This window comes from Methylorubrum rhodesianum (assembly GCF_014199985.1).
Lineage (GTDB): Bacteria > Pseudomonadota > Alphaproteobacteria > Rhizobiales > Beijerinckiaceae > Methylobacterium > Methylobacterium rhodesianum.
Window position 1 is genome coordinate 183,180 of the sequence record NZ_JACHOS010000002.1, and the last position, 25,262, is coordinate 208,441.

Below are 25,262 nucleotides of genomic sequence, written 5' to 3' on the forward strand. Positions count from 1 at the left end.
GCGCGGCGAGAGCCGGAACCACGGCTTGGGGCGTGTCACCCAGTGAGAGGTGTCGGCCTGATCAGGCCGTCGCTTCCAGAAGCTGCGACACCCGGGCGGCGAGCTCGGCCGAGGCGAAGGGCTTCGTCATCACCGGCAGATCATCCGGGATCTGCACGGCTTCCGCGTGACCGGTGAGCAGCAGGACCGGCACGCCGGAGAAGCGTTGCCGGATCGCCGTGGCGAGTTCGACGCCGGTCATGCCGGGCATGGCGAGATCCGCCACGACGAGGTCGAAGCTGTGGCCTTGCTCCATCAGCGCGAGCGCGCTGCGACCGTCGGGCGCCTCCGTCTCGGAGTAGCCGAAATCATTGAGGAACGAGGCGGTGACGTGCCGGACCTCGGGGTCGTCGTCGACCACGAGGATGCGGGCCGGGCTCGTCGCCGTCGGCACCAGGGGAATGACCTCGGACTCCGTGCCCTCGGCAGCGCCGTCGGCACGCGGCAGGGCGAGTTCGATTCGGGTGCCCCGCCCGACCTCGCTGGTGATGCGCAGACGCCCGCCCGCCTGCTGGGCGAGGCCGAACACCATGGCGAGGCCGAGGCCCGTCCCCTGCCCCACGGCCTTGGTGGTGAAGAACGGCTCGCAGACCCGCTCCAGGATCTCGGGCGGGATGCCGGTGCCTTCGTCGGCGACCGTCACGACGGCATAAGTGCCGGGCTTCAGATCGGGATCGTCGTGGATCTCAGCGCGGCGCGTCGAGATGGTGACGGTGCCGCCCTCGGGCATGGCATCGCGGGCGTTGATGCAGAGGTTGAGCACCGCCAATTCGAGCTGATCGGGATCGACCAGAGCGAAGGGCATGTCGGGTTCGAGGTCCCGCACGACGCGCACGAGGCTGCCGAGGCTGGAGCCGAACAGCGCGCTCATGCCCTCGATCAGCGCGTTCGGATCCACCGGCCGCGCATGGGCGTCGTTGGAGCGGCTGAAGCTCAGCAGCCGCTTGGTCAGGGCCGAGCCGCGCTGCGCGGCACCGGTGGCATTGTCCACGAGGCGCTTGACCCGCGGCTGGTCAGCGATCTTGGGGCCGACCAGCTCCAGGCTTCCCAGGATCGCCGTGAGCAGGTTGTTGAAATCGTGGGCGATGCCGCCGGCCAGCGTTCCGAGCGCCTGCATCTTGTCGGACTGGCGCAGGCGCGCCTCCAGGCTCTTCTGTTCGGTGACGTCCCGCTCGATCGTCGCGAGATGCGTGACCTCGCCGGCGCCCCCGCGGATCGGCACGCGGATGATGTGCGACCAGCGCTCGGCGCCGAGGGCGCCGCGGGCGATCACCGTCGAGCCGGCCTCCCCGGACGCGATCGCGCGACGGTCCACGGCCTCCGCCTCGCGGGTCTCCGCAGTGTCGGTGACCTCGATCTCGGTGCGGCCGAGGCAGGCCTCGACCGTGCCGCCGACGAGGTCGGCCTTGCGCGCGTTGAGGCGGACGAACCGGCCCGCGGCGTCCTTGAAGGAGATCGCCTCCTCGGCATGATCGAGCAGGCCGCGCAGCAGGGCGCGCTCGGTCGCGAGGTCGCGGCCGAGGCGATGGCGCTCGTAGGCATTGCGCACCGTGGCGCGCAGCAGGGTCGGGTCCCAGGGCTTGGCGACATAGCCGATGATGCCGCCGCGATTGAGCGCGGCGATCACCGCCGAGATATCGGCATAGCCGGTGAGCAGGATGGCCTGTGCCTCGTGGAAGCGACGCGCCTCGGCGAGCAGCGCGTCTCCGGTCATCCCAGGCATGCGCTGATCGGAAACCACGACGGCGATGTCGGGCTCGGCGCGGAGGATGTCGAGCGCCTCCTCGGGCTTGGCCGAGGTGAGCACCCGGTACTCGTCCTCGAACAAATCCTCCAGAGCGATCAGGATGTCCGGCTCGTCATCGACGGCCAGAATCGTGCCTTTGCTCATACCGGTGCCGGTTGCCTCGGGATGCCGATGACGAAGCTCGCGCCGCCGCCCGGCGCCGTCTCCACGGTCAGCGAGCCGCTATGCGCCTGAACGACGCTGTAAGCAATCGCCAAGCCGAGACCTGTCCCCGATCCGACCGGCTTCGTCGTGAAGAACGGCTCGAAGATCTTTTCCCGCAGATCTTCGGGGATACCCGGTCCGGAGTCGCTGATGCGGATCACGTCGTTCTCCGCGTCCGAGTAGGTCGCCACCGTGATCGTGCCCTCGCCCGGGATCGCGTCCGCCGCGTTGCCGAGGATGTTCATGACGACCTGATTGAGGAGCGCCGGGGTGCAGGAGATCTCGGGACGACCGGAGAAATCGCGCTCCACGTGGATACGCGTGCCGAGCTTGTGCTGGATCAGCGCCAGCACCGTCTCGATCGCCTCGGGCACGTTGACGAGGCCGCGCTCGCCCTCGTCGAGCCGCGAGAACTTGCGCAGGTTGAGAACGAGCTCCTGAATGCGGGTGAGGCCGAGCCGCATCGAGCCGACCCGGTCGCGCGCCTTCGTCAGGGCGCGCCGTCCCTCCGGCGCCTCCGGCGGCTGGAGTTCGCCGAGAAGGCGTTCCACCGTACCCTGATGCGCCAGGATGAAGGCGAGCGGATTGTTGATTTCGTGGGCAATGCCGGCGACGAGCTCGCCGAGCGAAGCCATCTTGGCGGCCTGGACGAGCTTGGCCTGAGCCTCCGTCAGCTTGCGGTTGGCATCCTCGAGATCGCGGTTGGCCTGCTCAAGCGCGTCGGCGAGGGCGGCGCGGGCGGCGGCCGCCTCGGCCTCGGCGCGGGCGCGCTCGACCGCCCGCTCGCGGTCGCCGAACTCGCCGGAGATGCGGCGGTTATCCTCCTCCAGCAGGCGGCGGCGGACGAGGCCGCGCACCCGCATCGCCAGCACCTCGCCGTCGGCCTTCGACACCACGTCGTCGGCGCCCGCGGCGAAGGCGGCGACGAGCAGACTCTTGTCCGGCTTGTCGCCGGCCATGCCGACGAGGGGAAAGGCGTTGCCGCCTCCCTCCGGCGCCATCATGCGGCGCTCGGCGATCTCGGTGCACAGGGCGATGCCGTCATAGGCGCTGCCGACGAGGTCGAGGGTGACGCAGTCGAACCCGGCTCCGGGCTCGTCCAGGGCGGCCAGCGCCGCGGAGCGGTCGGCTGCGGCGACGACGGTATGGCCCTCCTGGGTCAGCAGGCCGGTGAAAAAGGCGCGGTAGGTGGCGCTGCCATCGACGACGAGCACCCGGCCCCTGCGGAAGGCGGCGCCCGACGGCCCTTCCGTCGCGCTGCTCTTGCGCTCGCGCAGCAGGGCGCGGATGCGCAGCACGAGCAGGTCGCGGTCGGCCGATTTCTCGACATAGGCGTCGGCTCCGCTCTCGAAGCCGTGGCGCTCGCCGTTGCGGGCGCTGGTGAGCATCACCACCGGCAGCGCGCGCGTGCGCAGCGACAGGCGCATCTGCCGGGTGAACTCGTCACCGTTCATGCCGGGCAGGTGGTGGTCGGCGACGACGAGATCGGGAAGATCGGTGTTGAGCAGGTCGAGAGCGGCTTCAGCGGTGGCGCAGCGCTGCACGGCGAAGCCCTGTGCCTCGAGCTGCAGGCGCAGTTCGAGCGCCTGCGTCTCCGAATCCTCAACCAGCAGCAGCCGGTGGCCCGGCGGGGTGGCGGGTGCTGCCGGAGAGGGCGCTGCGCTCGCGGTCATGACGGCTTCCTCTGCGCGAGCCGCACCAGATGGGGCGCCACTTGATCGACGGGCAGAACACGAGCGGCCGCGTTGAGGCGCACCGCCGCGGCGGGCATCCCGTAGACGACGGCGCTGCTCTCGTGCTCCGCCACCGTGGCCGCACCGGCCTTGCGCATGTCGAGCAGCCCCTGCGCGCCGTCCTCGCCCATGCCGGTGAGGAGTACGCCGATGCCCTGCGCGCCGGCCTGCCGGGCGACGGAGCGGAACAGCACCGTCGCCGCCGGGCGCTGGCCGCCGACCGGGGCCGCGTCGCTGACCCGCAGCGTGCCGTTCGGTCCAAATTCGAGATGGCGGTCGCCCGGCGCGACGTAGACGTGACCCGCCTGCATTACCTGCCCGTCGCGGGCGAGGTCGACCGAGAGCGGCACCACACCGTCGAGCCATTTCGCGAAGCCGTCCATGAAGGCCGCGCCCATGTGCTGAACGAGCAGCACGGGAAGCGGGAAGTCCGCCGCGAGGCCGCCGATCACCTTGGCGAGCGCCGGCGGACCGCCGGTCGAGGCGGCGACCGCGAGCACGGTCGGCGCGGCATCCGTGTCCGAGAGGAGCGGCAACTCGGGTGCGGGGGCGGTCTTGCGCGCGCTCCATTCCGCGCCGATCGGCCGGCGGCGGATCACGGGGACGGCGGCCATGATGCGCAGCTGCGTGCAGATCTGACCGGCGACGGCCTCGTAGCCGTCGTTGGTGGTGGCCACCGGCTTCTCGACCACCGAGAGCGCGCCGGCTCTCAGCGCGTTCATCGAAATCTTGAGTGAGGAATCTTCGACCGAATCGGCGATCACCACGATCGGCGTCGGCCGGCTCGCCATGATCCGCCGCGTCGTCTCGAGCCCGTCGATGCCGGGCAGCCGGATGTCCATGGAGATCACGTCCGGCCGCACGGTCTCGATCGCCGCCAGTGCCGCCTCACCGGACTCGACCGCGCCGGCCAGTTCCAACCGCGGATCGCGGGCAATGATGTGGGTGAGGAGGATCCGCACCACGAGCGAATCCTCGACAACCAGAACGCGCACGCGCGGATTCTCTGCCCCTCCGTTCACAGCAACTGACCGATGGTGTCCAGGAGTTCGCGCTGATCGAATTTCTGTTTGGTGAGATAGGCGTCGGCGCCGAGTTCCAACCCTCTCGCCACATCCTCCTCGTCGCCGCGCGACGTCATCAGCACGATGGGGAGACGGGCGAAATCCTCCTCGGCCCGCAGCGCCTCGACGAGTCCGAAACCGGTGAGGCGCGGCATCTCCACATCGGCGACCACGAGGTCGACCGGTTCGATGCGTGCTCGGAGACGGTCCAGCGCCTCCTGGCCGTCGACGCAGACGATCACGCGGTAGCCCGCCGCTTCCAAGATGCTCTTCTCCAGGGTGCGGGTCGTGATCGAGTCGTCCACGACAAGAATCGTCGAACGTCGCTTTTCCGGGATCGTTCCGTTGCCGTCTTCCCCGCCTTTCGGCCGAGGCCGCACGGCGCGCGGGCCGGCACGTCCCAGCCGGTCGATCAATCCGTCGGGATCGAGGACGAGGGCGGGCGTATCCGTGCCGAGGATCACCGTTCCGGTCACCAGGGCGGGATCGCTGCCGATCGGCGGCGCCGGCAGGACGAGCAGCGTGCGCACGTCCTCCAGGCGGTCGACGGCGAGCAGACAGCGTCCGCGGGTTCCGCGCAGACGCACCGCCGGGATCGTCGCCCCCTCGGCGCGGCCGGATCCGAGGCCGAGCAGGTCGCCGAGCTCGGCGACGGGCAGCGTCACCGTCTCGCCGCCTTCCGCCACCTGGGCGACCGGGCGGCCCGCGACGGTGGACAGCGACGCGGGCTCCAAGCGCATGAGCGCTTCGGCGGCTCCGCTCGGCAGGGCGAAGCGGTTGCCGCCGGCCGCGACGATCAGCACCGGCCGCCGCGCCGCGGAGAGCGGAAGCGTGAAGATGAGCGAGGTGCCGTACGGCTGACGGCGGGCGAGCTGCACCTGCCCGTGCAGGGAGCGCGCGACCTCGGCCACCACCGACAGGCCCATGCCGCGGCCGGATAGGGCATCGACAGCCTCGGCGGTGGAGAAGCCCGGCTCGAACGGAAGGGCCAGCAGCGCCTCTTCTTCCAAGCTCTCACCCGGCGCAATCAGTCCGCGTTCCCGGCCTGTCGCCTCGATCGCCGTCAGGTCCGGTCCTCGCCCGTCGTCGTGGATGCCGAGCACGAGCCGGCTGCCCTGGGCCTCCACTGTGAGGGTGATCGAGAGGGAGGCGGGCTTGCCGTGTCGCTGGCGGATCTCCGGGCTCTCGGCGCCGTGACTCAGCGCGTTGCGCAGGGCGTGCAGCACCGGGTCCTTGAGCGCCTGCAGCATCGCCCGGTCCACCGGCACGTCGAGCCCGCGCGTGGTGACGTCCACCTCCTGCCCATCGGCGCGCGCCATGTCGCGCACGGCCCGGGCGAGGCCGCCGAACACGGTCTCGGCAGGAACCAGCGCCAGACGCTCCGACTCTTCGCGCAGGCGGCGCGCGGCCGTTTCGACGGACAGGACGACCGCCTTGTGTCCCTGCGCGAGGTCGGCGGCTTCACGGGACAGGGCCGCCAAACCGGTTTCGATCTCGGCGAGCGCCTGGCGCAGCGCGGCCGTCTCCGATGTCTCCGCTCCGACGGAAGACGTGTCCGTCACGCGGCGCGCGGTCTCGGTGCGCCGTCGGAGCGCGATCGCGTTCGCCGAAAGACGCGCGATGCGCTCGGAGATCGTCCCCTGCCCCGGAAGGACGGCCCAGAGGCCGTGGCTCGCCCGCGACAGCGACTCCACCGCCGCGGCGGGGATGCGCAGAACGGCCTGTGCAGGCTCATTGGATGGCTCGGCCGTCGTCGGCACGGAGGGCGGTGGGACCGAAGCGGTCGCGGCCGGGGCGGATGCCATTGAGACCGCGGCCGGCGTCGAATCGCGCGGCGCGTCGGGATCGAGGCAGGCATTCAGCGCCGCCAGCGCGTCCTCGGGCATGCGGGCCTGCCCGCTCGCGCTCGCGGCCACGTAGGCCTCGATCCGGTCGAGGGCGAGATGGGTGGCGGCCCGCGCCGCGCGGTCGAGCGGGCGCTGGCCGGCGCTGATGCGCTCGAACAGGGTTTCGAGCTGGTGCGACACCGCCTCCACCGGGGGCAGGTCCACGGCGCGGGCGGCGCCCTTCAGACTATGGGCTCGGCGGAACACGTCGTGCCAATCGACCGGGCCCTCGGCGGCAAGCGCGGCACGGATCGCGTCGAGATGCTCGCGATGCTCGATCTCGAAGGCGGCGAGGAGTTGCTGGCGGATGTCCATGCGGCAGGAGGCTCGGCCGGACCGCTACAGCCGGTAGCGCTCGGCCAGCGCCATCAGTCCCTGCGCCAGCTCCGTGAGATTGGCCGAGGCGGTCTCGACCTCTCGGGTGCCGGCGGCGGTCTGCTGGCTCGCCTGCCGGATGTTCTGCAGCGCGCCCATCACCTGCTCGATGCCGAGCTGCTGCTGGTTGGTCGAGGCCACGATCTGCTGGAAGGTCTGCACGCCTTCCTCTACCCGCGCAGCCATCTCCTCGATGGTGCGGACGGTGGAGTCCGTGCGGTTCTTGCCGGCTGCGGCGCGCTTCACCGCCTCCTCGGTCAGCATCACCGAGGCGTTGATGCCGCGCTGGATCTCACCGAGGATGCCCCGCACCTGCGCCGTCGCTCCCTTGGCCTGATCGGCGAGCAGCTTCATCTCGGAGGCGACGATGGCGAAGCTGCGCCCGCTCTCGCCCGCCGCCGCCGCTTCGATGGCGGCGTTGAGAGCCAGCAGGTGGGTGCGCTCGGAGATGTCGTTGACGGTGACGATGATCTCGCCGATCGCCTGTGTCTTCTCGCTGAGCGCGACGATGTTGCCGGCGACCGCCTCGCCCTGCTCGCGAATCGATTCCATCGCTTTGGCGGTGTCGGTGGCGGCGCGCAGTCCAGAGCGCGCGGTCTGCGCCGCGGCCTGCGCGGTGGCGATGACCTCCGTCGCCCGCTTCGAGATCTGAGCACCCGAATGGGTGATCTCGTCGACGGTCGCTGCGGTCTCCTGCACAGCGGCGAACTGTTCCTCGACGCTCGCGGCCTGCTCCTGGGCCGAGGCGCGGATCTCGGCGGCGGCGGCGTTGAGATCGGCGGTCGCGGCGCGGTTGGTGCGGGCGAGGTCGGACAGGCCGGCCACCATGCGGTTCAGCGTGTCGCCGAGCCGCCCGATCTCGTCGTTGCCGGTGCGGCCAAGCCGCCCGGTCAGGTCGCCCTCGCCGATCTGCGCGACGAAGCGCATCACGTCCTCCAGCGGGCGTACCACCGCGCGGCTGATCAGCACCGTGACCAGGATGGAGAGCAGGATCGAGGCGGCGACCGTGATCGCGACGGAGAGGATGCTGTTGCGGTAGATCTCGCCGACGCTGCGCTGACCGGCGCCGATGACTCCGTCGAGGGCCGTGCGCGCGTTGGCGATGCTGCGCAGCAGCCCGTCGTGCAGTCGATTGACCTCGTCGTTCTTGCCCTCGACGGCCGCGATGTCGCGGGAATCGACCGCGCGCAGTTGCTGGTCGCTCGCATTGCGGACCTGCCGGAAGGCTTCGGCGGTCTCGGACATGACGGCGCCGAGGCGGCCCCAGGCCGCGACGCGCTCCGCCGAGAGCGCCCCCGACTGATAATCCTTCACCTCTCCGGCGATGGTGCTGAGAAGCCGGTCCAACTCCGACACGTTCTGGCGCCAGCTTCCCAGAAAGTCGTCCGACCGGGCCGATGGCGACGTCGTGTTGCCCTGCGTCAGCAGGGCGATCACCGCGTTGCGCCGGACGAGCCCCATGTTGCGCGCGACGTTGCCGAGATCGTCGAGTTGGCGCAGCACGCCGACGTCGCGGGTCACGATCAGGTCGGTCATGTCGCGCACGCTGCCGATCTGACGCAGGGCGTAGGCACCGAGGGCCGCCACGATCAGGCTGGCCGCCACGAAGCCGAGGAGAATGCGTTTTCCGATCGAGAGCGACACGGGCGACATGGCTCCGGCAGGCGGTGCGGGGAGAATTCGAGACCCGGAAGGTCAGGTCGAGAAGTGGGCGAGCAGGGCCGGCAGATCGACGAGGGAGAATCCCTCGTGGATGTCGCCCGTCCTGTCCGAGCCGGGCGGTGCATAGCCCGAAAGCGGGCCGCGTCCCAGACCTTCCGGTTGGTTGGCAGGTTGGTTGGCCGGTCGCGTCAGCGCCACGTCGATCCGGGCAATGCCGAGCACGCGGTCGACCGCGAGGGCGATCGGCGGCTCCTGCGCGCGGAGGCGCACGACATGGCCCCCGTCCTGCCCCACGTCGTCTTTTCCGGCACGGTCGAGTCCGAGACAGGCTGCAAGGTCGAGCACGCTGACGATCGCGCCCGCGACGGCCGTGATACCCTTGAGCGCGGGCGGCGCACCGGGCAGGCCGGTGCAGGTCGGCTCGGGCGTGACGCCCGCGACCGCCGCGAGCGGCAGACCGTAACGCTCCGCCCCGCAGGCACACACGAGGTAGGCCACGGTCTCGACCGCTTCCTCGCGCTCCGCCCCGCGCGCGGCCAGCGCGGCGGCGCGCGCGTCGAGCAGCGCGGCGTGACGCGCCTTCGGGTCGGCTCCGGCGGTCAAACCGATCTTCATGCGTCGCTGACCGTGATACCGGCCAGGACGCGGCGTGCGCTCTCGGCCAAGCGTGCGGCGCTCACTCCGTCTCCCTCCGGCAGGATCGTCTCGGGTGGCAGTCCTTGCGCGAGGCGGAGCGCGTTGTCGAGGGCGCGGGCGGCCTCGCCGCGTCGTCCGCCGCGGGAGAGCAGCAGCCCGAGCTGAAAATGCGCCATGATGAAGCCGCGGTCGAGGAACAGCGCCCCCCGAAGAGCCCGTTCGGCCTCCCGCTCCCGCCCGAGATCGAGCGCGAGCAGACCCTCGTAGTAGCGCAGGGCCGGATCGGTGGCGTAGCCGTCGATCTCCTCGTGCAGCCGGCGCCATGCCCGCGCCGTCTCGCCGGCATCGGCCAGCACGCGGATCTCGGCCAGGAGATCGCCCGGCGAGAGCGGATGATCCGTCGCGGGTGCGGCCGGGAACGGGACCGGCTCCGGCGGGGCGGCCGGCCGAGGATCCGGCATCGCCGCGAGCCATTGTTCCAGAGGCTCATCCGAGATCGGTTCCGCCGGCGGAGCGAGCGGGATCGGTGCGGCATCGGGGATCGCGGGTATGAGAACCGGCGGCGGCTCGATCGTCGGCGTATCGCTCGGGCGATAGGCGACCGTTCCCGGCAAGGCGACGGGCTGCAGCCATTGTGAGAAGGTGGGGTTGGGCTCGGCATGGCCGATCAGAAGCCAGCCCTGCGGGTTGAGTCGCTCACCCAGGGCCCGCACGATGCGGTTGACGTGATCGGCACTGAAATAGATCAGGACGTTGCGGCAGAGGATGAGATCGAAGCTCGCGGGCGCCCGATCACTCCCGTCGATCAGGCTCAGCAGGTTCTGCCGCTCGAAGCGCACCATGCGGCGGAAGGCCGGCCGGAGGGCGTAGCCGCCATGCGGCAGCCCCGGCCGGGCGGGCGTGCGGCGGAACCAGCGGGCGCGCTCCTCCGTATCCAGGGTGCGCAGGGCCCAAGGTCCGAATTCCGCTTCGCGAGCGGTGGCGAGCGCCGCCGCGCTGAGATCGGTACCGAGGATCGTCACGGTCCAGTCGGCGAGCGCCTCGCCGAGCAGTTCGTGGATGAGGATGGCGATGGAGTAGGGCTCCGCCCCCGTCGAGCATCCGGCGCTCCAGATCCGCAGCCGCCGCGTCTCGCGGCGCGCCTCGATCAGCTCCGGCAGGATCGTCCCGCGCAGCGCCGTGAACTGTTCCGCGTAGCGGAAGAAGAAGGTCTCGCCGATGGTGATCTCGGCCTCGAGCGCGGCCCATTCCTCCCGGCCGGCGGCGCCTTCGAGCAGGTTGAGATAGGCGGCGCAGTCGGACAGGCCGCGCACACGCATGCATTTGCGCAGCCGGTCGTAGAGCAGATCATCCTTGTCTTCGTAGTAATTGTGCCCAGTACGGGCGATGACCCGTGCTTTGAGAGTGGGAAAGACCGGGTCGTCGGGCGCGCCCGCAGCGCGCCGCGCCCGTTCCATGGGGACCGTCACGACGGGGGGCCTCAGACGGGACGCGCCTCATCGGGCTCGAACCGGGCGAGCCGCGTCGTCGCCTGCCGGGTCAGCGCATCGAGCCGGGTACGCTCTTCGAGGGTGAGGATCCGGTCGAGCGAGAGGAGATGCACGAGCCGGTCCGCCCAGGCGAACTCGCCGACGACGCAGCCGTTCAGGCTGCGGGCGGCCTCGACCGGCCGCAGCGCGTCCATGTCGACCTGGACGAGATCGAGCGCCCGATCGACGAGGAAGGCGACAGCGCCCTGCCGTGCCAGCAGGACATGCCGGTACGGATCGTCGCCGGCCGCGGCGCGGAGTTCGAACAGCGCCGCGAGATCGACGACGGGCAGCGGCTCACCGGCCAGGTTCAGGAAACCGGCGAGCGGTCCGCCCGCGGCCGGCGGCGCGTGCAGGCGCGGCAACGGGAGGATCTCACGAATCTCGCCGCGCGGCAGCGCGCAGATCGTTCCGGCAATATCCAGAAGAAGGGTGGGCAAACCCGCCATCGCATGTCCTCGGGGCGGCTCGCCGCCTTGAGCGGATGGAGGATCCGCCCGTCGTCTCGATCATGCGATTGACGCTCGCCGAAGGCAAAGGTTTCACGACCGACCGATTCGGCCGGCCGGTGCGGCGGCGAGCGTCGGATCAGGCGACCTTTTGGCGCGAACGGGATTTCGGCTCGGGCGCGGGGGCCTCTTCCTCGATCCGGCCGCCGGGCCGGCCGAGGCCGATCGATTTCGCCAGGGCGGAGCGCTGCGCGGCGTAGTTCGGGGCGACCATCGGATAGTCGTTCGGCAGGCCGTAGCGCTGGCGATACGAATACGGGTCGAGGCCGTGAGTGCCGAGATGGCGCTTGAGCGTCTTGTAGGGCTTTCCGTCGATGAAGCTGATGATCGCGTCCGGGGTGACGGACTTGCGAATCTGCGCGGAGGACGGCTTCTCGATCACTTCCTCGGCGGGAGCGGCGGCGGCCTCGGGACTGCTCAGGCCGGTCAGCGCGGCGTGAACGTTGATAATCAGGCCCGGAAGCTCGGAGGCGGGCACTGAGTTGTTCGACACGTACGACGAGACGATATCGCTCGCTAGCTCTACGAAGTCATTGAACGATTTTTGGTTTTCTTCTGTCATTCTACCTGTCCGTTCCGAGGGCCCCCGAGCGCCAAGATCATACGTGATGCGCAACGATGCAAGAGAAGAATTAAAAAAACTACGTCAGGCTTGTGGGTATTGAGCGGAGAGCACTCAAGTCCATCATTGCCGGCGAAGCGTAGAAGGTTAAGTCGAGGACAAGCTCGAGCGGGCCAGAGGTGTATCTGAGCTAAACCTTTTTCCGGCCGGATCGCGTGGGCCGGGAAACGGGGTCTCCGCCCGAGTGAGATCTAAGCTACGAACAGACCTTGGATTTCTCAGCCGCCACCGCTCGCGGTTCGGAAGCCCGGCTACAGGGCCGCGAAAGTGGTTCCGGCTGCGGCACCGTTTATCCCTGTCTGCGCCCCTAATGCCGTGCTACCTGTCGGCGCCGATGAAGGACGTCCGTCCCATAACGCTCTGGCTGGCGGCGGTGATCGTGATGATCGCCGCGTCGCTGATGCCGTGCGGCGCTCAGGCGCATGGCGGCCACCGGGCCGCAGCCCAGGCGCAGGCTGCACCCGCCGGGACGACGGTCGACATCGATCTCTTCACAGGCCTCGGTGCGAACACACGCTCCTCGAGCTCGGTTTCGATCGTCCTCATTGGCGCGAGTGCGGTGAGCGAGGCTGTGTCGAACGCTTGTGCCTGCCCGGATTGTTCGGCGGGCGGCGTCTGCGGACATGCATCGTCGTGCTGTGCATCTGCACTCGCGCCTTCGCCGATTGCGGGGTTGGCGCCGATGGCGTCGCGAGAGCCTGCGCGCGCCGGTGACGGACCGCCGCTGTCGGGCATCGTCCCCGACAGGCAGGCCAGACCTCCCCGACGCCGCGCCTGACCTCGCGGCCTTCGGCAGCCCTACGGCCCGGCGACGTCGTCGCCTGCCCTCAGGCGCTCGATCGGCCATTCCGTTCGCTCCGTGTCGAAGCGAAGGCGTCGCCTCTCGCCTGTGCCGCCCATCGGTCTGGAGCAGTCTGCCTGCCGGATGAGACCGGCTGGATCGATGTCTCGATCACGGCCTTGAGGGCCGAGACCGCCCGTAAGAGCAATTCCGCCACTCTCTACTGCTTATAGGGGAGATTACCGTTGAACCGTGTCTTGCATTGCGCTGTCCTAGCTTTCGCCCTGCTCGCCACGCCGGCGAGCGCCCAGCATTCCGGCAGCAACCCTCACGATCACGACCATCCACCCGGTCCCAATGGCGGCCGCGTCGAGGGCGCTGGAGCGTGGCACGCCGAGCTCGTCACACAGGCTGAAACCGTCTCGGTCTATCTGAGCGACGGCAACGGCAAACCCCTCCCGGTCGATGGCTTCTCGGCGGTCGCAATTCTCAAATCCGGCGGCAAGGCCACGCGCATCCTCCTCAACCCCGAAGGCGGTCGGCTGACCGGCAAGGCCGAGACGGCGCTCGGCGAGCGGCCGAGCGGCGCGGTCCGCATCTCAGCGCCCGGTGGGGCCGCCGCCAGTGCCCGCTTCGACTGATGTCCTGTTCGATTCAAGGAACCTCCCGATGATGAAAGCCACTCGCGCCGCCCTCCTCGTCGGCCTCCTCGTCGGTCCCCTGGCCGGTCCGGTCCTGGCCGGCGACGGGCATCACCACCACGAGCATGGCCAGCCGGCAGCGAAAGCCGACACGAGCGACAGCCCGGCGACGCGGGCGTTTCGCGATGCCGACGCCCGCATGCATCGCGAGATGGACATCCGCTACACCAACGACGTCGATGTCGACTTCGTGCGCGGAATGATCCCGCACCACCGCGGTGCGATCGAGATGGCCAGGATCGCCCTCGAACATTCGAAGGACCCCGAGATCCGCAAGCTGGCCGAGGACATCGTCAAGGCACAGGACACCGAGATCGCGCAGATGGAAGCGTTCCTGAAGCGCAGACAGGACGCGAAGGGCCGCTGAGGCCGGCGCGACGCGACGACGGTGGCCGACCTCGCAGGCACGGCCGTCGCTCGCCGCGTCGCGGCTTCGTCATCTTATCCAACGAGCTGAATGCTGATCCGGCGAAGGGAAGTGCGGCGAAGCTTCGGCCACGAGAGGCCGGGTGCCACCGGGCCGAATGCGGCCGCCGACGGCCTCGCGAAGCGCCCGCTCCGCCACCGTTTCGGCTTTCCCGGTTGCGGCGCGGCTGAAATTTCGTGATGGACCTTTCGGTTCGCTCAACCTGCGGCGGACCCGACGGAAGACGCATCGTCCGTCGCACGTCATCGACGATCGATGCGGGAATCGCCCGACCGGCCCTCCGACGATGTCGGTGAGAGCGGGTCCGTCGTCTGCTCCCACACTTCCTGATCATTCCGCTTTCATCCGGGCGCGCGCCGAGCCGTGCGTCGTCCTTATTCTGCGGCCGCAGGGCGGCCGCCGAGGTGATCGCGTCGCCGATTGAGTCCGGCCGATCCCGTCGGATGACGGGGTGGAGCTCAGCTCAGGCGCTGCGTGGGCGAGCCGCTGCGGCTTCCGCTTCGATCGGAGTTCGCCGTAGCGGCAGGACCGATCCGTGAGCGGATTTAATCCTGAGCGATCAACTTCGAATTTCATCCTCGGCTGAAAGCTTTCTGAGTGACGCGGCGTGTCGGTACGCACCAAGATGGCAGATGCTCGGGATTAATTTTTCAGAATAACTCGGTGATAAAACGCACTTCCAAAATATAATTCCCGGAATTACTCTCCTAATGCGGTCAGATAAGAAGAAAAAAACTTCGGTTTTCAGGGATTAAGAGAGGAATATGAAATGAAGCGCATGATGACTGTCGGTATGCTGACGGCGATGGCCATTGCGTTGCCGATCACAGCTCAGGCACAGGACGGAGGAAGCGGCAGCCGCCAGCAGGCCGGCGGCGGCTTCATGAGCAGCTACGTGGACGACCCCTATCACGACCCCCGCTCGTTGCACTCGCAGCGGATGGGTACCGGTCAGATCCTCGGCGCGCCGATGCTCAGCGAGAATGCAGGTGCCAAGGGCGGCGTCGCCCGCTCGGCGGTGCGCCGGGGTGCGGTCGAACCGCACTGGGCCGCCGGCACCGCGCAGCGGCGCGCCCGCTAGGGTCTCAGCCCGCGGCGTCCCTCGCGCCGCGCGGAAGGCCACGCTCTTCCGCAACACCCGGTCCGGTCGCCCGCCCGGGCCGACCGGACACTCCGAACAGCATCGTACCGGCTCTCCCGTCGTCGCAGTTCCTGCCACGGCGAGGGCGGCCTTGTGCCTGACGGCGGCGCCGCTTGAGCGGCATCCCGTCTGCTCGACCTTCGCGACCCGGCAGGCGGAGCCCCGCCTGTCATCCAGCCAGCACTCAAGCGTCCCAACGCGGCTGCTCACGCGTGGTGACGGACAGCGAGGTTTGCCGTGGACGGCATCATTCAAGGTCTCTCCAACTTCCGGGGTACGATCTTCCCCGGCCAGCAGCAGATGTATCAGCAGCTGGTGCGCGACGGTCAGCAGCCGCAGGCCCTCATCATCGCCTGCGCCGATTCCCGTGTCTCGCCCGAGCACATCACGCAATCCGGCCCGGGCGATCTCTTCGTGTGCCGGAACGCCGGCAACATCGTGCCGCCCTTCTCGCAGCAGAATGGCGGCGTGTCGTCGGCCATCGAATATGCGGTCGTGGCGCTCGGCGTGCGCGATATCGTGATCTGCGGCCATTCCGATTGCGGGGCGATGAAGGGCCTCATGAACCCCGAGGCCCTGGGCAACATGCCCAACGTCGCGGCTTGGCTGCGCCACAGCCACGCGGCCAACCGGATCGTGTGCGAGGCCTATCCCGAGGGCATGGACCCGAAGGAGCGTCATCGCGCTCTCGCACTCGAGAACGTCGTGGTCCAGATCAACAATCTGCGCACGCATCCGAGCGTGGCGGCGGCGCTCGCCCGCGGCGGGCTTCGCCTGCACGGCTGGTTCTTCGAGATCGAGAGCGGGCAGGTCCTGGCCTATTGCGGCGACCGCGGCTGCTTCGTTCCGATCGACGAAGCCACGGATGTGCCGGTGGCTCAGGCCCCGGCCGCCCGGATCGCCACGCCGGAATTCGCCGGCCTCCACGCTGTCGCGGCCGAGTAGGACACCCGCCATGCGTGCGTCCCTCGCCCGGCTGATGCCGTCGACCCTCGGCCGCGACCTTCCGGCCTCCTTCGTCGTGTTCCTCGTGGCGATGCCCCTGTGCATGGGCATCGCCATGGCCTCCGGTGTGCCGGCCGAGCGCGGCCTCATCACCGGCGTCATCGGCGGTATCGTGGTCGGCTTTCTCGCCGGCTCGCCGCTTCAGGTCAGCGGTCCTGCCGCCGGCCTCGCGGTCATCGTCTTCGAGTTCGTCCGCGAGCACGGCATCGATGCCCTCGGACCCGTCCTCGTCGCCGCCGGCGCCATCCAGCTTCTGGCCGGGGCGCTGCGGATCGGCGGCTGGTTCCGGGCGATCTCGCCGGCTGTCGTGCACGGCATGCTCGCCGGCATCGGTATCCTGATCGTGCTGGCGCAGCTTCACGTGCTCACGGACGCGCTGCCCAAAGCCAACGGACTCGACAATCTCATCGCGATCCCGGCCGCGTTCTTCAACTTCGTCTCCAGCCCCGAGGGCAACCGACCCGGCGCCGTCATCGTCGGTCTCGCGACGATCGTGGCGATGCTGGGCTGGGAGAAGATCCGGCCGGCCAAGCTGAAGCTGCTTCCGGGCGCCCTGATGGGCGTTCTGGCGGGGACCCTCGTCGCCGTCGTCGGCAGCATGGACGTCAAGCGTGTCGAGGTGCCGGAGAACATCCTCTCGGCCGTCACCCTGCCGGGTGCGGGCGATTGGAGCCGGCTGGCCGAGCCGGCGATGATCCTGATGGCCGTGACCCTCGCGGTGATCGCCAGCGCGGAAAGCCTGCTCTCGGCGGCGGCGGTGGACCGGATGCATGACGGACCGCGGACGCAGTACAACCGCGAGCTCGGAGCGCAGGGCATCGGCAACATCCTCTGCGGCCTCGCCGGTGGCCTGCCGATGACCGGTGTGATCGTCCGTTCCTCCGCCAACGTTCAGGCGGGTGCGGCCTCCCGAGCCTCGACCATCCTGCACGGCAGCTGGATCCTCGCCTTCCTGCTGATCCTGCCGATGGTGCTGAAGATCGTGCCGACCGCCTCCCTCGCCGGCATCCTCGTGGTAACGGGCTGGCGTCTCGTGAGCCCCGCCCACGCCTTCCACCTGCATGAGCGCTACGGCCTGCCCACCGCCGCGATCTGGCTCGCGACCCTGGTGATGGTCGTCGCCACCGACCTCCTGACCGGCGTGCTCACGGGCCTCGGGCTCAGCCTGCTCCAGGTGATCCCGCACTACCTGCGCGGCCCGCTCAAGATCGAGGGCGGCGCGGCGCAGACGGTGAGGGGCGGCGCGGTCCAGGCGGTGCCGGAACTCCGCCTCTCGGGCTCGGCGACCTTCCTTCAGCTGCCGCATCTCAACGAGGCGCTGGAGCGTACGCCGGAAGGCACCCCGGTCCGCCTCGCCGCGGATGGTCTGCGCCACGTCGACCACACCTGCCTGGAGATGATCCGGGAATGGGCGGCCCGGCGGGCGAAGACGGGGGCCCGCGTCGAGGTCGTCGGCGGCGGTGCGAGCGGCCTGAACCACAGTCTCGCCATGGTCGCGCACGCCGCCCCGAAAGACTGAGTCCGAAGCGGGCGGATGTGAGAAGGGCCGGTGCCGCAATCTGCGGCGCCGGCCCTTCTTCGTCGTTCGATCCCACCCACGTCGCGTCTCGGCGCCGATCGGCGGAGTTTCGGAACAGGGCGGCGGAGGTGAAGCCCTACGCCGCCGTCACGTTCTGCGGGCCGCCAATGCGCTGGGCCGCCTCGAACCGGTTGAGGAAGCGCGGCTCCTTCTCCGGGGCGATGCGGATCGTCAGCGCGATCGCGCCGCCGGTCTCGGCCTGCCGGTCGAGCACTTCGGCATTCTCGTAGAGCCAGTGGAGGGCGGCCCCATCCTCGGGCGGAAGCGTGACGGCAAAGGTCGAGCGCGCCCGCGCCACCTGCGCCTCGATCCGCTCGGTCAGGGCCGTCAGCCCCTCCCCGGTCAGGGCCGAGACCAGGATCGGTGCGGCTCCGGCGCCGCGATGGGCGGCGCTGAGATTGACCAGCCGCGTGCGCTCGCCCTCGTCCAGAAGGTCGGACTTGTTCCAGACCTCGATGATCCGCTCGGCGTCCGGCTCGATCCCGAGTTCGCGCAGCACCCCTTCGACATCCTCGGCCTGGGCCTGGGTGTCGCCGTGCGAGACGTCGCGCACGTGGAGCAGGATGTCGGCCTCGATCACGTCCTCGAGCGTCGCGCGGAAGGCGGCGATCAGCGAGGTCGGAAGGTCGGAGATGAATCCGACCGTATCCGACAGGATCACGGTCTCTCCGTGAGGCAGCTTGGTCGCCCGGGCCGTGGGATCGAGGGTCGCGAACAGCATGTCCTGCGCCCGCACCTCGGCCTTCGTCAGGGCGTTGAACAGGGTCGACTTGCCCGCATTGGTGTAACCGACGAGCGCCACGATCGGATACGGCACCCGCGCGCGGCTCTTGCGGTGCAGGCCGCGGGTGCGGGTCACCGCGTCGAGGTCGCGCTCGATCCGGGTCATCCGCTCCTGGATCATCCGCCGGTCGGCTTCGATCTGCGTCTCGCCGGGGCCGCCGAGGAAGCCGAAGCCGCCGCGCTGCCGCTCGAGGTGGGTCCAGGAGCGCACGAGACGGGACTTCTGGTAGGCGAGATGGGCGTGCTCAACCTGGAGTGTGCCCTCACGGGTCGAGGCGCGGCGGCCGAAGATCTCGAGGATCAGGCCGGTCCGGTCGATGACCTTGGCGCCCCAGGCCTTCTCGAGATTGCGCTGCTGCACCGGCGACAGGGCGCAATCCATCACCACGAGCCCGATCTCCTCCGCCTTGATGAGCCCGGCCACCTCCTCCACCCGGCCCTTGCCGAGATAGGTCGAGGGCCGCGGGCGCTGGATATGCACGGAGATCGCCCGGGCGACGTCGAGGTCGATGGCGGCCGCCAATCCCACCGCCTCGTCGAGGCGAGCCTCGTCCGAGCGCGCGGTTTCGATCTGTCCGGGCGCGGAGCGCTGAGCGGCACGGGTGAGATAGGGGCCGAGCACCAGCGTGCGGGTCGCGGCGGCGATCTCGCCCTCGGGGGCGGCCTTCGCCTGCAGGCGGGCTTCGCCGGGCGGAAGGAGTTCAGTCATGGCGTCTCCGTGTCATCGTTTCCTCATGTCGGAACGATGACGCCATTTTACATCCGCCGACTTCCGCAAATGACGGAAATCGTCGGGAAGATCACGGAGTCCGCAAAGGGGGCAGGCCCGGCGCGGGCGCGCCGGGTGCGGTGATGTGCGTGGTCAGGCCTTCTCGGGGGCTGTCTCGTCCGGCTCGAACAGCTGCACCGGGTGTCCGGGCATGATCGTCGAGATCGCGTGCTTGTAGACCAGCTGCGAGTGCCCATCCCGCCGGAGCAGGACGCAGAAGTTGTCGAACCAGGTCACGACACCTTGAAGCTTGACGCCATTGACGAGGAAGATCGTCAGCGGGATCTTGTTCTTGCGGACATGGTTCAGGAACGTATCCTGGAGGTTCTGAGCGCGCTCGCCCGCCATTTCTTGTTATCCTTGTTTCGAGACCGCAACCGCGGATCAGCAGGACCCCGTGCCTCGAGTCGCGGTCCGGCGACTCTCACGTGCCGGGATCGCTCTGCCGGGCATTTCCATTACAGGGCGAAGCTTGCCGCGATGCAAGAGGTACCCGGCGGGGCAAAGCGTCAATATCCACCCCTTGCAACCGTGCCCGCCGCCGATCCTCGCATTCGAACCGGCGGCGGCGTACATCAAGGTCCGATGCCGAGGGACTTCAGCTTCCGGTGCAGAGCCGAGCGCTCCATCCCGATGAATTCCGCGGTGCGGGAGATGTTGCCGGAAAAGCGCGCGATCTGCGCGATGAGATATTCACGCTCGAAAATCTCACGCGCTTCGCGCAGGGCGAGGCTCATCAGCTTCTCGCCGCCCGCACCCGTCGGCGTCGTCGGCACGAGCGCTCCGATCTCCGTCGGCAGCATCTCGGAAGTCACCTCCTGCTCCGGATCGCTCTGGGTCAGGATCATCAGCCGCTCGACGTTGTTGCGCAGCTGTCGCACGTTGCCGGGCCAATCGTGCGATTGCAGCACCGCCATGGCGTCCTCGGCGATGCGCCGCCGCGGGAGACCGGTGGCCGCCGAGATCTGCTCCATGAAGAAGGAGATCAGTTCCGGCACGTCCTCGCGCCGCTCGGCGAGCGACGGGATCCGGATCGGCACCACCGAGAGGCGGTGGAACAGATCCTCGCGGAAGCGCCCGGCGGCGATCTCCTCCGTCAGGTCACGGGAGGACGATGAGATGATGCGCACATCCACGTGCACCCGCGCCGTGCCGCCGACGCGCTGGAAGTTCTGATCGACGAGGACGCGCAGGATCCGGCTCTGCGTCTCCTTGGGCATGTCGGCGACTTCGTCGATGTAGAGGGAGCCGCCATGGGCCTCCTCCAGGGCGCCGACGCGCCGCACCCGGCCCTCGCCGCCCTCGACGCCGAACAGCTCGGCTTCCATCGTCTCCGGCGTGATCGTCGCCGCGTTGATGACAACGAAGGGCCCGCTCGCCCGCGAGGAGGCGGCGTGCAGGGTTCGCGCCGAGAGTTCCTTGCCGGCGCCGGGCGCACCCGAGATCATCACGCGGGCATTGGTCGGCGCCACGCGCTCGATGGTCTGGCGCAGCTGGTTGACCGCCACGGACGCGCCGACGATGCGGCTCGCTTGCCCGGAGCGCACCTTGAGGTCGCGCACCTCGCGCTTGAGGCGCGAGGCTTCGAGCGCCCGCTCGGCCACGAGGATCAGGCGGTCGGCCTTGAACGGCTTCTCGATGAAGTCGTAGGCGCCGGATTTGATCGCCGCCACCGCGGTCTCGATGTTGCCGTGGCCCGAGATCATGACCACCGGCAGGTCCGGATGGCCCGCCTTGATCAGGTCGAGCACTTGCAGCCCGTCGAGACGCGAGCCCTGGAGCCAGATATCGAGGAAGACGAGGTGGGGCCGGCGCGATTCGATCGCCGCCAGCGCCTCGTCGGAGCCGGCGGCCGTGCGGGTTCGGTGCCCCTCGTCGTCCAGGATGCCCGCGACGAGATCGCGGATGTCGGCCTCGTCGTCGACGATCAGGATGTCGGCGCTCATGGCTGCATCTCCGCGACGCGTCGCGCTTCCATGGCGCCCTCCGTGTTCTTGTCCATCGTTGTCCCGTCACGCGCGTCCGGCGCCGCGGAGCGAGTCCGCTCCCCTCCCGCGCCGGGCTCGATATTCTGTCCGTCCTGCCGACCGACCTCCCGCGGCAGCCGCATGCGGACCTGTCCGCCGCGCCCCTCCGGGTTGTCGTTCAGCTCGATCCCTCCTCCGTGCTCCTCGAGCACCTTGGAGACGATCGCGAGTCCGAGGCCGGTCCCGCCCTCGCGGGTCGTCATATAGGGTTCGAGCAGGCGCTGGCGCCCCTCTGCCGGAAAGCCTTTTCCGTTGTCGGTGACTTCGATCACCACGAAGGCGTCCTCGACGATCAGCTTCAGCGCCACCCGGCCCTTGCCGCCCTCGGCGGTCAGCACGTCCTCGGGCACCGCCTGGACCGCCTCGACGGCGTTCTTGAGGATGTTGGTGAGCGCCTGGGAGAACAGCCTCACGTCGAAGGCGGCCACCACGCGGCCCTGCGCGTCGGCGCCGACGGTGTCGAACGGGAAGTCCAGATCGGGATGCGCCATGCGCAGCATGAACAGGTTCTGGCGGGCGATCTCGGCCAGATCCTGCTGCGTGATGGCGGGTTTTGGCATCCGAGCGAAGGACGAGAACTCGTCCACCATCCGCTTGATCTCATCGACCTGCCGCACGATCGTCGCGGTGCACTGCTCGAACACCTCCTTGTCGGCGGTAATCACTTTTCCGTACTTGCGCCGGATGCGCTCGGCCGAGAGCTGGATCGGCGTGAGCGGATTCTTGATCTCGTGGGCGATTCGGCGGGCGACATCCGCCCAGGCGGAGGTCCGTTGCGCGGCGACGAGATCGGTGATGTCGTCGAGCGTCACCACGTAACCCCGCGCCTCACCCTGCGCCTGCTCGCTGGTGACGCGGACAGCGATCGTGCGCTCCCGCCCGCCGCGCACGAGCTGGATCTGCTGCTGCAGCGCGCGTTGCCGTCCCTCCGCCTCGGGGAACAGCGCGGCGATCTCCGGCACGACGTCCGTCAGGGGCTTGCCGACCAGTTCCCTCGCCGACAGGCCGAGCGTCCGTTCCGCGCCCGGATTGGCGATGGTGATGACGCCGTCGGCATCGACACCGAGCACGCCCGGCGACACGCCCGAAAGCACCGCCTCGGTGAAGCGGCGGCGGCGGTCGATCAGGTCGTTGGCGGCCCGCAGCCCGTCGTGCTGACGGCGCAGTTCCTGCGTCATCGTGTTGAAGCTCTCGCCGAGATGGGCGAGGTCGCCGTCGGATTTCCGGGCCGGAACCCGGGCGTAGAAATTGCCGGCGGCGACCTCGTCGGCGGCGTTGATGAGCCGGCGGATCGGGGCGACGAAGCGGTTGGCGAAGTTCAGCCCGAACCACACCGCCGAGAGCAGGGTGATCAGCGCGATCAGGATGAAGACCGAGGCGAAGGCGATCTGCACGTAGCGGCGCAGCTCGTCGTAGGTGAGGTACTCGGCCGCCGCCGCGCGGGCGACACCGGGAAAGTCGATGGCGAGCTGGCTGACCTCGCGCTGCACCAGCAGCACGGCGTTGTCGTAGGCCGGCATCCGCATCAGCGCCGCGAAGACCCGGCCCTCGTTCGGCAGCAGACAGATCGGATCGCTCGACTTCGCCGCATCCTCGAAGGCGGCCGCCGAGGGCAGCCGCGTCTGCTTGAGCACGTCGATATTGGCGCGCGCCACCACCTCGTTGGGCCCGCGCATGATCTTGACGATCGGCAGCCCGAGCGCCTGGGCCCGTGTCGTCATGAAGTTCTCAAACCACTCGCGGTTGACGTCGAAATTCGGCCGCGCGCGGGTCAGGTCGTCGGCGAAGATGCGAATTTCACGGGCAAGCGACTGGCAGTGGTTCTCCTGGTACGCATCCGCCACCTGCACGGATTTCAGCACCACGTCGCGGACGCGGTCCGTGAAGCCCAGCGACAGGCCGACATCGATCGTGACCGAGGCGACGATGGCGAGCAGGATCGTCGGCAGGATCGCGATCAGGCTGAACAGACCGACGATGCGGGTGTGGAGCCGCGCGACCGAGGCGTGAGTGCGCCGGGCATGCAGGAAGACCCGCGCCTCCCAGGCGATCACCACCACGAGGGCGAGAACCAGAATCGCGTTGACCGAGAGAAGCGCGACGCCCGTGGTCGGCGTCCGCGTGATCTGGATGATGCCCGCCAGAATGAGGAAGGTGACGGACGCCGAGATCAGCGCCGTGAGCACCACCGCCGCCCCGATCCAGCCGGGCCCCCGCGGCGGAGAGTCGAAGCGGCGCGCGGCCGCCTCCGCGCCGTCCTCCACGGACGGTGCATCGGACGGCGCTTCTTGAGAACGTCGCGACAGCAGCGGCATCGCTGATGCGGGGCCACAACAGTGTGGCGAAATTAATACGAATCAGCCGCGCTTGCGTCCGATCACGCAGCGAGACTGCCCCACCGGCGAAGGTCGCGGAACCGCCGCCCATCGGCGAAGCGCACCGTGACGCTTTCCGAAAGCCGGCCGGCGGCATCGATCTTCAGGCTGTCCGGCCGCTCCAGTTCGTCTGCCCGTTCCAGGGCGGCGTTGACCGACATCGGCACCGGCTCGGCGCCGCCGAAGGCACGCCACCACAGCACCGCCTTCTCGCGGGCATGTCCCGAGTGTTCCAGGCAGACCTCGACCCGGCAGCCGCCACCACGCCAGCGCAAGGCGACTTGGAGCCGGTCCGGGCCGTAGCCGCCGGGACCGCGATCGAGACGCCAGCCGGTCACCTCGCGCCAGGGCGCGATCGTGTCCGACAGGATTGGCAGGGCATCCTCGGCGCTCGCGGCGTGCGGCGCCTCCTCGTCCTCCGCCTCCGGCTCGACCCAGCAGGATTCGCAGGTGCTGGCATTCAGCGCGATCAGCGCGCCGCAGCCGGGACAGGGCTTGGCCCGCACGACGCCGTGTGCGGCAGGGCCGAGGGCGACGCTGCGGGCGGTCACCGCGTCGACAGGGCCATGCATCCGCACCAGCCCGGCATAGTCGAGCACGATCGCGTCCGCCTTGCCGGGCGCCCGGCGAAGAGCCCGGCCGACCTGCTGCACGTAGAGCCCGGCCGATTGGGTCGGGCGCAGCAGCGCGATGAGATCGACCTCCGGCACGTTGAAACCGGTCGAGAGCACGCCGACCGAGACGAGGCAGCGGATCCGGCCGGCACGAAAATCCCGCACGATGCGGTCGCGCTCGCGCTTGCCCATCTCGCCGGTCACAGCTTCGCACGTGAGTCCCTCTGCGCGGATCGCGTCGCGCACGGAGACGGCGTGGGACAGGCCGGCACAGAAGGCGAGCCAAGCCCGCCGCTCGCGGCCATAGCCGACCATTTCCTCGACCGCCGCGCGGGTGATCCACTCGCGGTTCACCGCCGCCTCCAGCGCCGAAGGGATGTAATCGCCGCCGCGCTTCGGCACGCCCGACACGTCGAGGCTGAGCGCCGTCGCCTTGCAGACGAGGGGCGCGAGATATCCTTGATGGATCAGGTCGCCGACGAGCGATTCGTGGACGATCCGCTCGAACACCCGGCCGTCGCCCTCGTCGAGGCGTCCGGAATCGAGGCGGTAGGGCGTCGCTGTGAAGCCCGCGACTTTGAGATCCGGGTTGCCGGCCCGTGCCGCGGCGAGGAAACGGCCGTAGCCGGTCTCGCTCGCGCGCGGTACGAGATGGGCCTCATCGATGACGATGAAGTCGATGGCGCCGAACAGATCGGCGCGGTCGCGCACCGACTGAATCGAGCAGAAGACGACCTGCGCATCCGCCTCGCGCCGTCCGACGCCGGCGGAGAAGATGCCGGCAGGCGCCTCCGGCCAGTAGGCCAGCAACTCGCCGTGGTTCTGCACCACGAGTTCGCGGACATGGGTGAGGACGCAGATCCGCGCCCCCGGCACCCGCTCGAGCCATTCACGGATCAGGGCGGCGATGACGAGCGCCTTGCCCGCGCCGGTCGGCAGCACGACGAGGCCGGGGCCACCGCCCTGGTCCCAATGCCGGTCGAGCGCGTCGAGGGCGGCGCGCTGGTACTCGCGAAGGCGCAGCATGGCGCGCCTTTAGCGAAGCGCGGCCGTG

The 25,262-nt window shown here is 69.4% G+C and carries 19 protein-coding genes; 5 read left to right on the forward strand and 14 right to left on the reverse strand.

All coding sequences use genetic code 11. The annotated features are described in order from the left end of the window. Nucleotides 1–61: 61 nt before the first annotated feature. The 9 genes from HNR01_RS03365 to HNR01_RS03405 all read right to left on the reverse strand — a co-directional run bounded on the left by HNR01_RS03365 (nucleotide 62) and on the right by HNR01_RS03405 (nucleotide 11,946). Nucleotides 62–1,930, reverse strand: a complete 1,869-nt coding sequence (locus HNR01_RS03365; RefSeq protein WP_183666621.1) for a response regulator — start codon at nucleotides 1,928–1,930, stop codon at nucleotides 62–64. Further along, nucleotides 1,927–3,663: a response regulator gene (locus tag HNR01_RS03370; protein WP_183666622.1), complete on the reverse strand. Its 1,737-nt coding sequence runs from the start codon at nucleotides 3,661–3,663 to the stop codon at nucleotides 1,927–1,929. Before HNR01_RS03370 ends, HNR01_RS03365 begins: the two co-directional genes overlap by 4 nt. Continuing rightward, complete coding sequence (gene cheB, locus HNR01_RS03375) at nucleotides 3,660–4,745, reverse strand: chemotaxis-specific protein-glutamate methyltransferase CheB (protein WP_183666624.1); 1,086 nt, start codon at nucleotides 4,743–4,745, stop codon at nucleotides 3,660–3,662. Before cheB ends, HNR01_RS03370 begins: the two co-directional genes overlap by 4 nt. After that, the gene (locus HNR01_RS03380) at nucleotides 4,742–6,988 is read right to left on the reverse strand and encodes a hybrid sensor histidine kinase/response regulator (RefSeq protein WP_183666626.1); all 2,247 of its coding nucleotides are present in this window, start codon (nucleotides 6,986–6,988) and stop codon (nucleotides 4,742–4,744) included. The genes cheB and HNR01_RS03380 overlap by 4 nt, the downstream gene beginning before the upstream one ends. Before the next feature lie 24 nt (nucleotides 6,989–7,012). After that, nucleotides 7,013–8,701, reverse strand: a complete 1,689-nt coding sequence (locus HNR01_RS03385) for a methyl-accepting chemotaxis protein (protein ID WP_183666628.1) — start codon at nucleotides 8,699–8,701, stop codon at nucleotides 7,013–7,015. A 42-nt stretch (nucleotides 8,702–8,743) separates the two neighbouring features. Next, on the reverse strand, nucleotides 8,744–9,325 hold the full coding sequence (locus tag HNR01_RS03390; protein WP_183666630.1) for a chemotaxis protein CheW: 582 nt from the start codon (nucleotides 9,323–9,325) through the stop codon (nucleotides 8,744–8,746). Then, nucleotides 9,322–10,815 (reverse strand): CheR family methyltransferase, encoded by a 1,494-nt coding sequence (locus HNR01_RS03395; protein ID WP_183666632.1) that lies wholly within the window; start codon nucleotides 10,813–10,815, stop codon nucleotides 9,322–9,324. Before HNR01_RS03395 ends, HNR01_RS03390 begins: the two co-directional genes overlap by 4 nt. 11 nt (nucleotides 10,816–10,826) lie before the next feature. Then, nucleotides 10,827–11,324 carry a chemotaxis protein CheW gene (locus tag HNR01_RS03400; RefSeq protein WP_017486092.1) on the reverse strand — a complete coding sequence of 166 codons (498 nt, stop codon included), beginning with the start codon at nucleotides 11,322–11,324 and terminating at the stop codon, nucleotides 10,827–10,829. A 139-nt stretch (nucleotides 11,325–11,463) separates the two neighbouring features. Then, nucleotides 11,464–11,946 (reverse strand): Ros/MucR family transcriptional regulator, encoded by a 483-nt coding sequence (locus tag HNR01_RS03405; protein WP_026105767.1) that lies wholly within the window; start codon nucleotides 11,944–11,946, stop codon nucleotides 11,464–11,466. 1,086 nt (nucleotides 11,947–13,032) lie between these two features. On the opposite strand from HNR01_RS03405, the gene HNR01_RS03410 reads away from it, so the two are divergent. From HNR01_RS03410 to HNR01_RS03430, 5 genes are all read left to right on the forward strand, one after another. Further along, nucleotides 13,033–13,428: a hypothetical protein gene (locus HNR01_RS03410; RefSeq protein WP_183666634.1), complete on the forward strand. Its 396-nt coding sequence runs from the start codon at nucleotides 13,033–13,035 to the stop codon at nucleotides 13,426–13,428. 31 nt (nucleotides 13,429–13,459) lie between these two features. Next, nucleotides 13,460–13,855: a CopM family metallochaperone gene (gene copM, locus HNR01_RS03415; RefSeq protein ID WP_026105765.1), complete on the forward strand. Its 396-nt coding sequence runs from the start codon at nucleotides 13,460–13,462 to the stop codon at nucleotides 13,853–13,855. 829 nt (nucleotides 13,856–14,684) lie between these two features. Further along, on the forward strand, nucleotides 14,685–14,996 hold the full coding sequence (locus HNR01_RS03420) for a hypothetical protein (RefSeq protein ID WP_017486088.1): 312 nt from the start codon (nucleotides 14,685–14,687) through the stop codon (nucleotides 14,994–14,996). 297 nt (nucleotides 14,997–15,293) lie between these two features. After that, nucleotides 15,294–16,001: a carbonic anhydrase gene (locus tag HNR01_RS03425; protein WP_017486087.1), complete on the forward strand. Its 708-nt coding sequence runs from the start codon at nucleotides 15,294–15,296 to the stop codon at nucleotides 15,999–16,001. Nucleotides 16,002–16,011: 10 nt separating this feature from the next. Then, on the forward strand, nucleotides 16,012–17,580 hold the full coding sequence (locus tag HNR01_RS03430) for a SulP family inorganic anion transporter (protein ID WP_153873692.1): 1,569 nt from the start codon (nucleotides 16,012–16,014) through the stop codon (nucleotides 17,578–17,580). Between the two features lie 136 nt (nucleotides 17,581–17,716). Here the strand turns inward: HNR01_RS03430 and hflX are convergent, their stop codons facing one another. The 5 genes from hflX to HNR01_RS03455 all read right to left on the reverse strand — a co-directional run bounded on the left by hflX (nucleotide 17,717) and on the right by HNR01_RS03455 (nucleotide 25,234). After that, complete coding sequence (gene hflX / locus HNR01_RS03435; protein WP_017486085.1) at nucleotides 17,717–19,132, reverse strand: GTPase HflX; 1,416 nt, start codon at nucleotides 19,130–19,132, stop codon at nucleotides 17,717–17,719. Between the two features lie 153 nt (nucleotides 19,133–19,285). Then, complete coding sequence (hfq, locus tag HNR01_RS03440) at nucleotides 19,286–19,540, reverse strand: RNA chaperone Hfq (protein ID WP_003600267.1); 255 nt, start codon at nucleotides 19,538–19,540, stop codon at nucleotides 19,286–19,288. A 227-nt stretch (nucleotides 19,541–19,767) separates the two neighbouring features. Continuing rightward, a complete protein-coding gene (ntrX, locus tag HNR01_RS03445) occupies nucleotides 19,768–21,138 on the reverse strand; it encodes a nitrogen assimilation response regulator NtrX (RefSeq protein WP_108940693.1) in 1,371 nt (456 codons plus the stop codon). Continuing rightward, complete coding sequence (locus tag HNR01_RS03450; RefSeq protein WP_183666636.1) at nucleotides 21,135–23,534, reverse strand: sensor histidine kinase; 2,400 nt, start codon at nucleotides 23,532–23,534, stop codon at nucleotides 21,135–21,137. The genes ntrX and HNR01_RS03450 overlap by 4 nt, the downstream gene beginning before the upstream one ends. 62 nt (nucleotides 23,535–23,596) lie before the next feature. Next, nucleotides 23,597–25,234 carry a DEAD/DEAH box helicase gene (locus HNR01_RS03455; protein ID WP_183666638.1) on the reverse strand — a complete coding sequence of 546 codons (1,638 nt, stop codon included), beginning with the start codon at nucleotides 25,232–25,234 and terminating at the stop codon, nucleotides 23,597–23,599. Nucleotides 25,235–25,262: the final 28 nt, after the last annotated feature.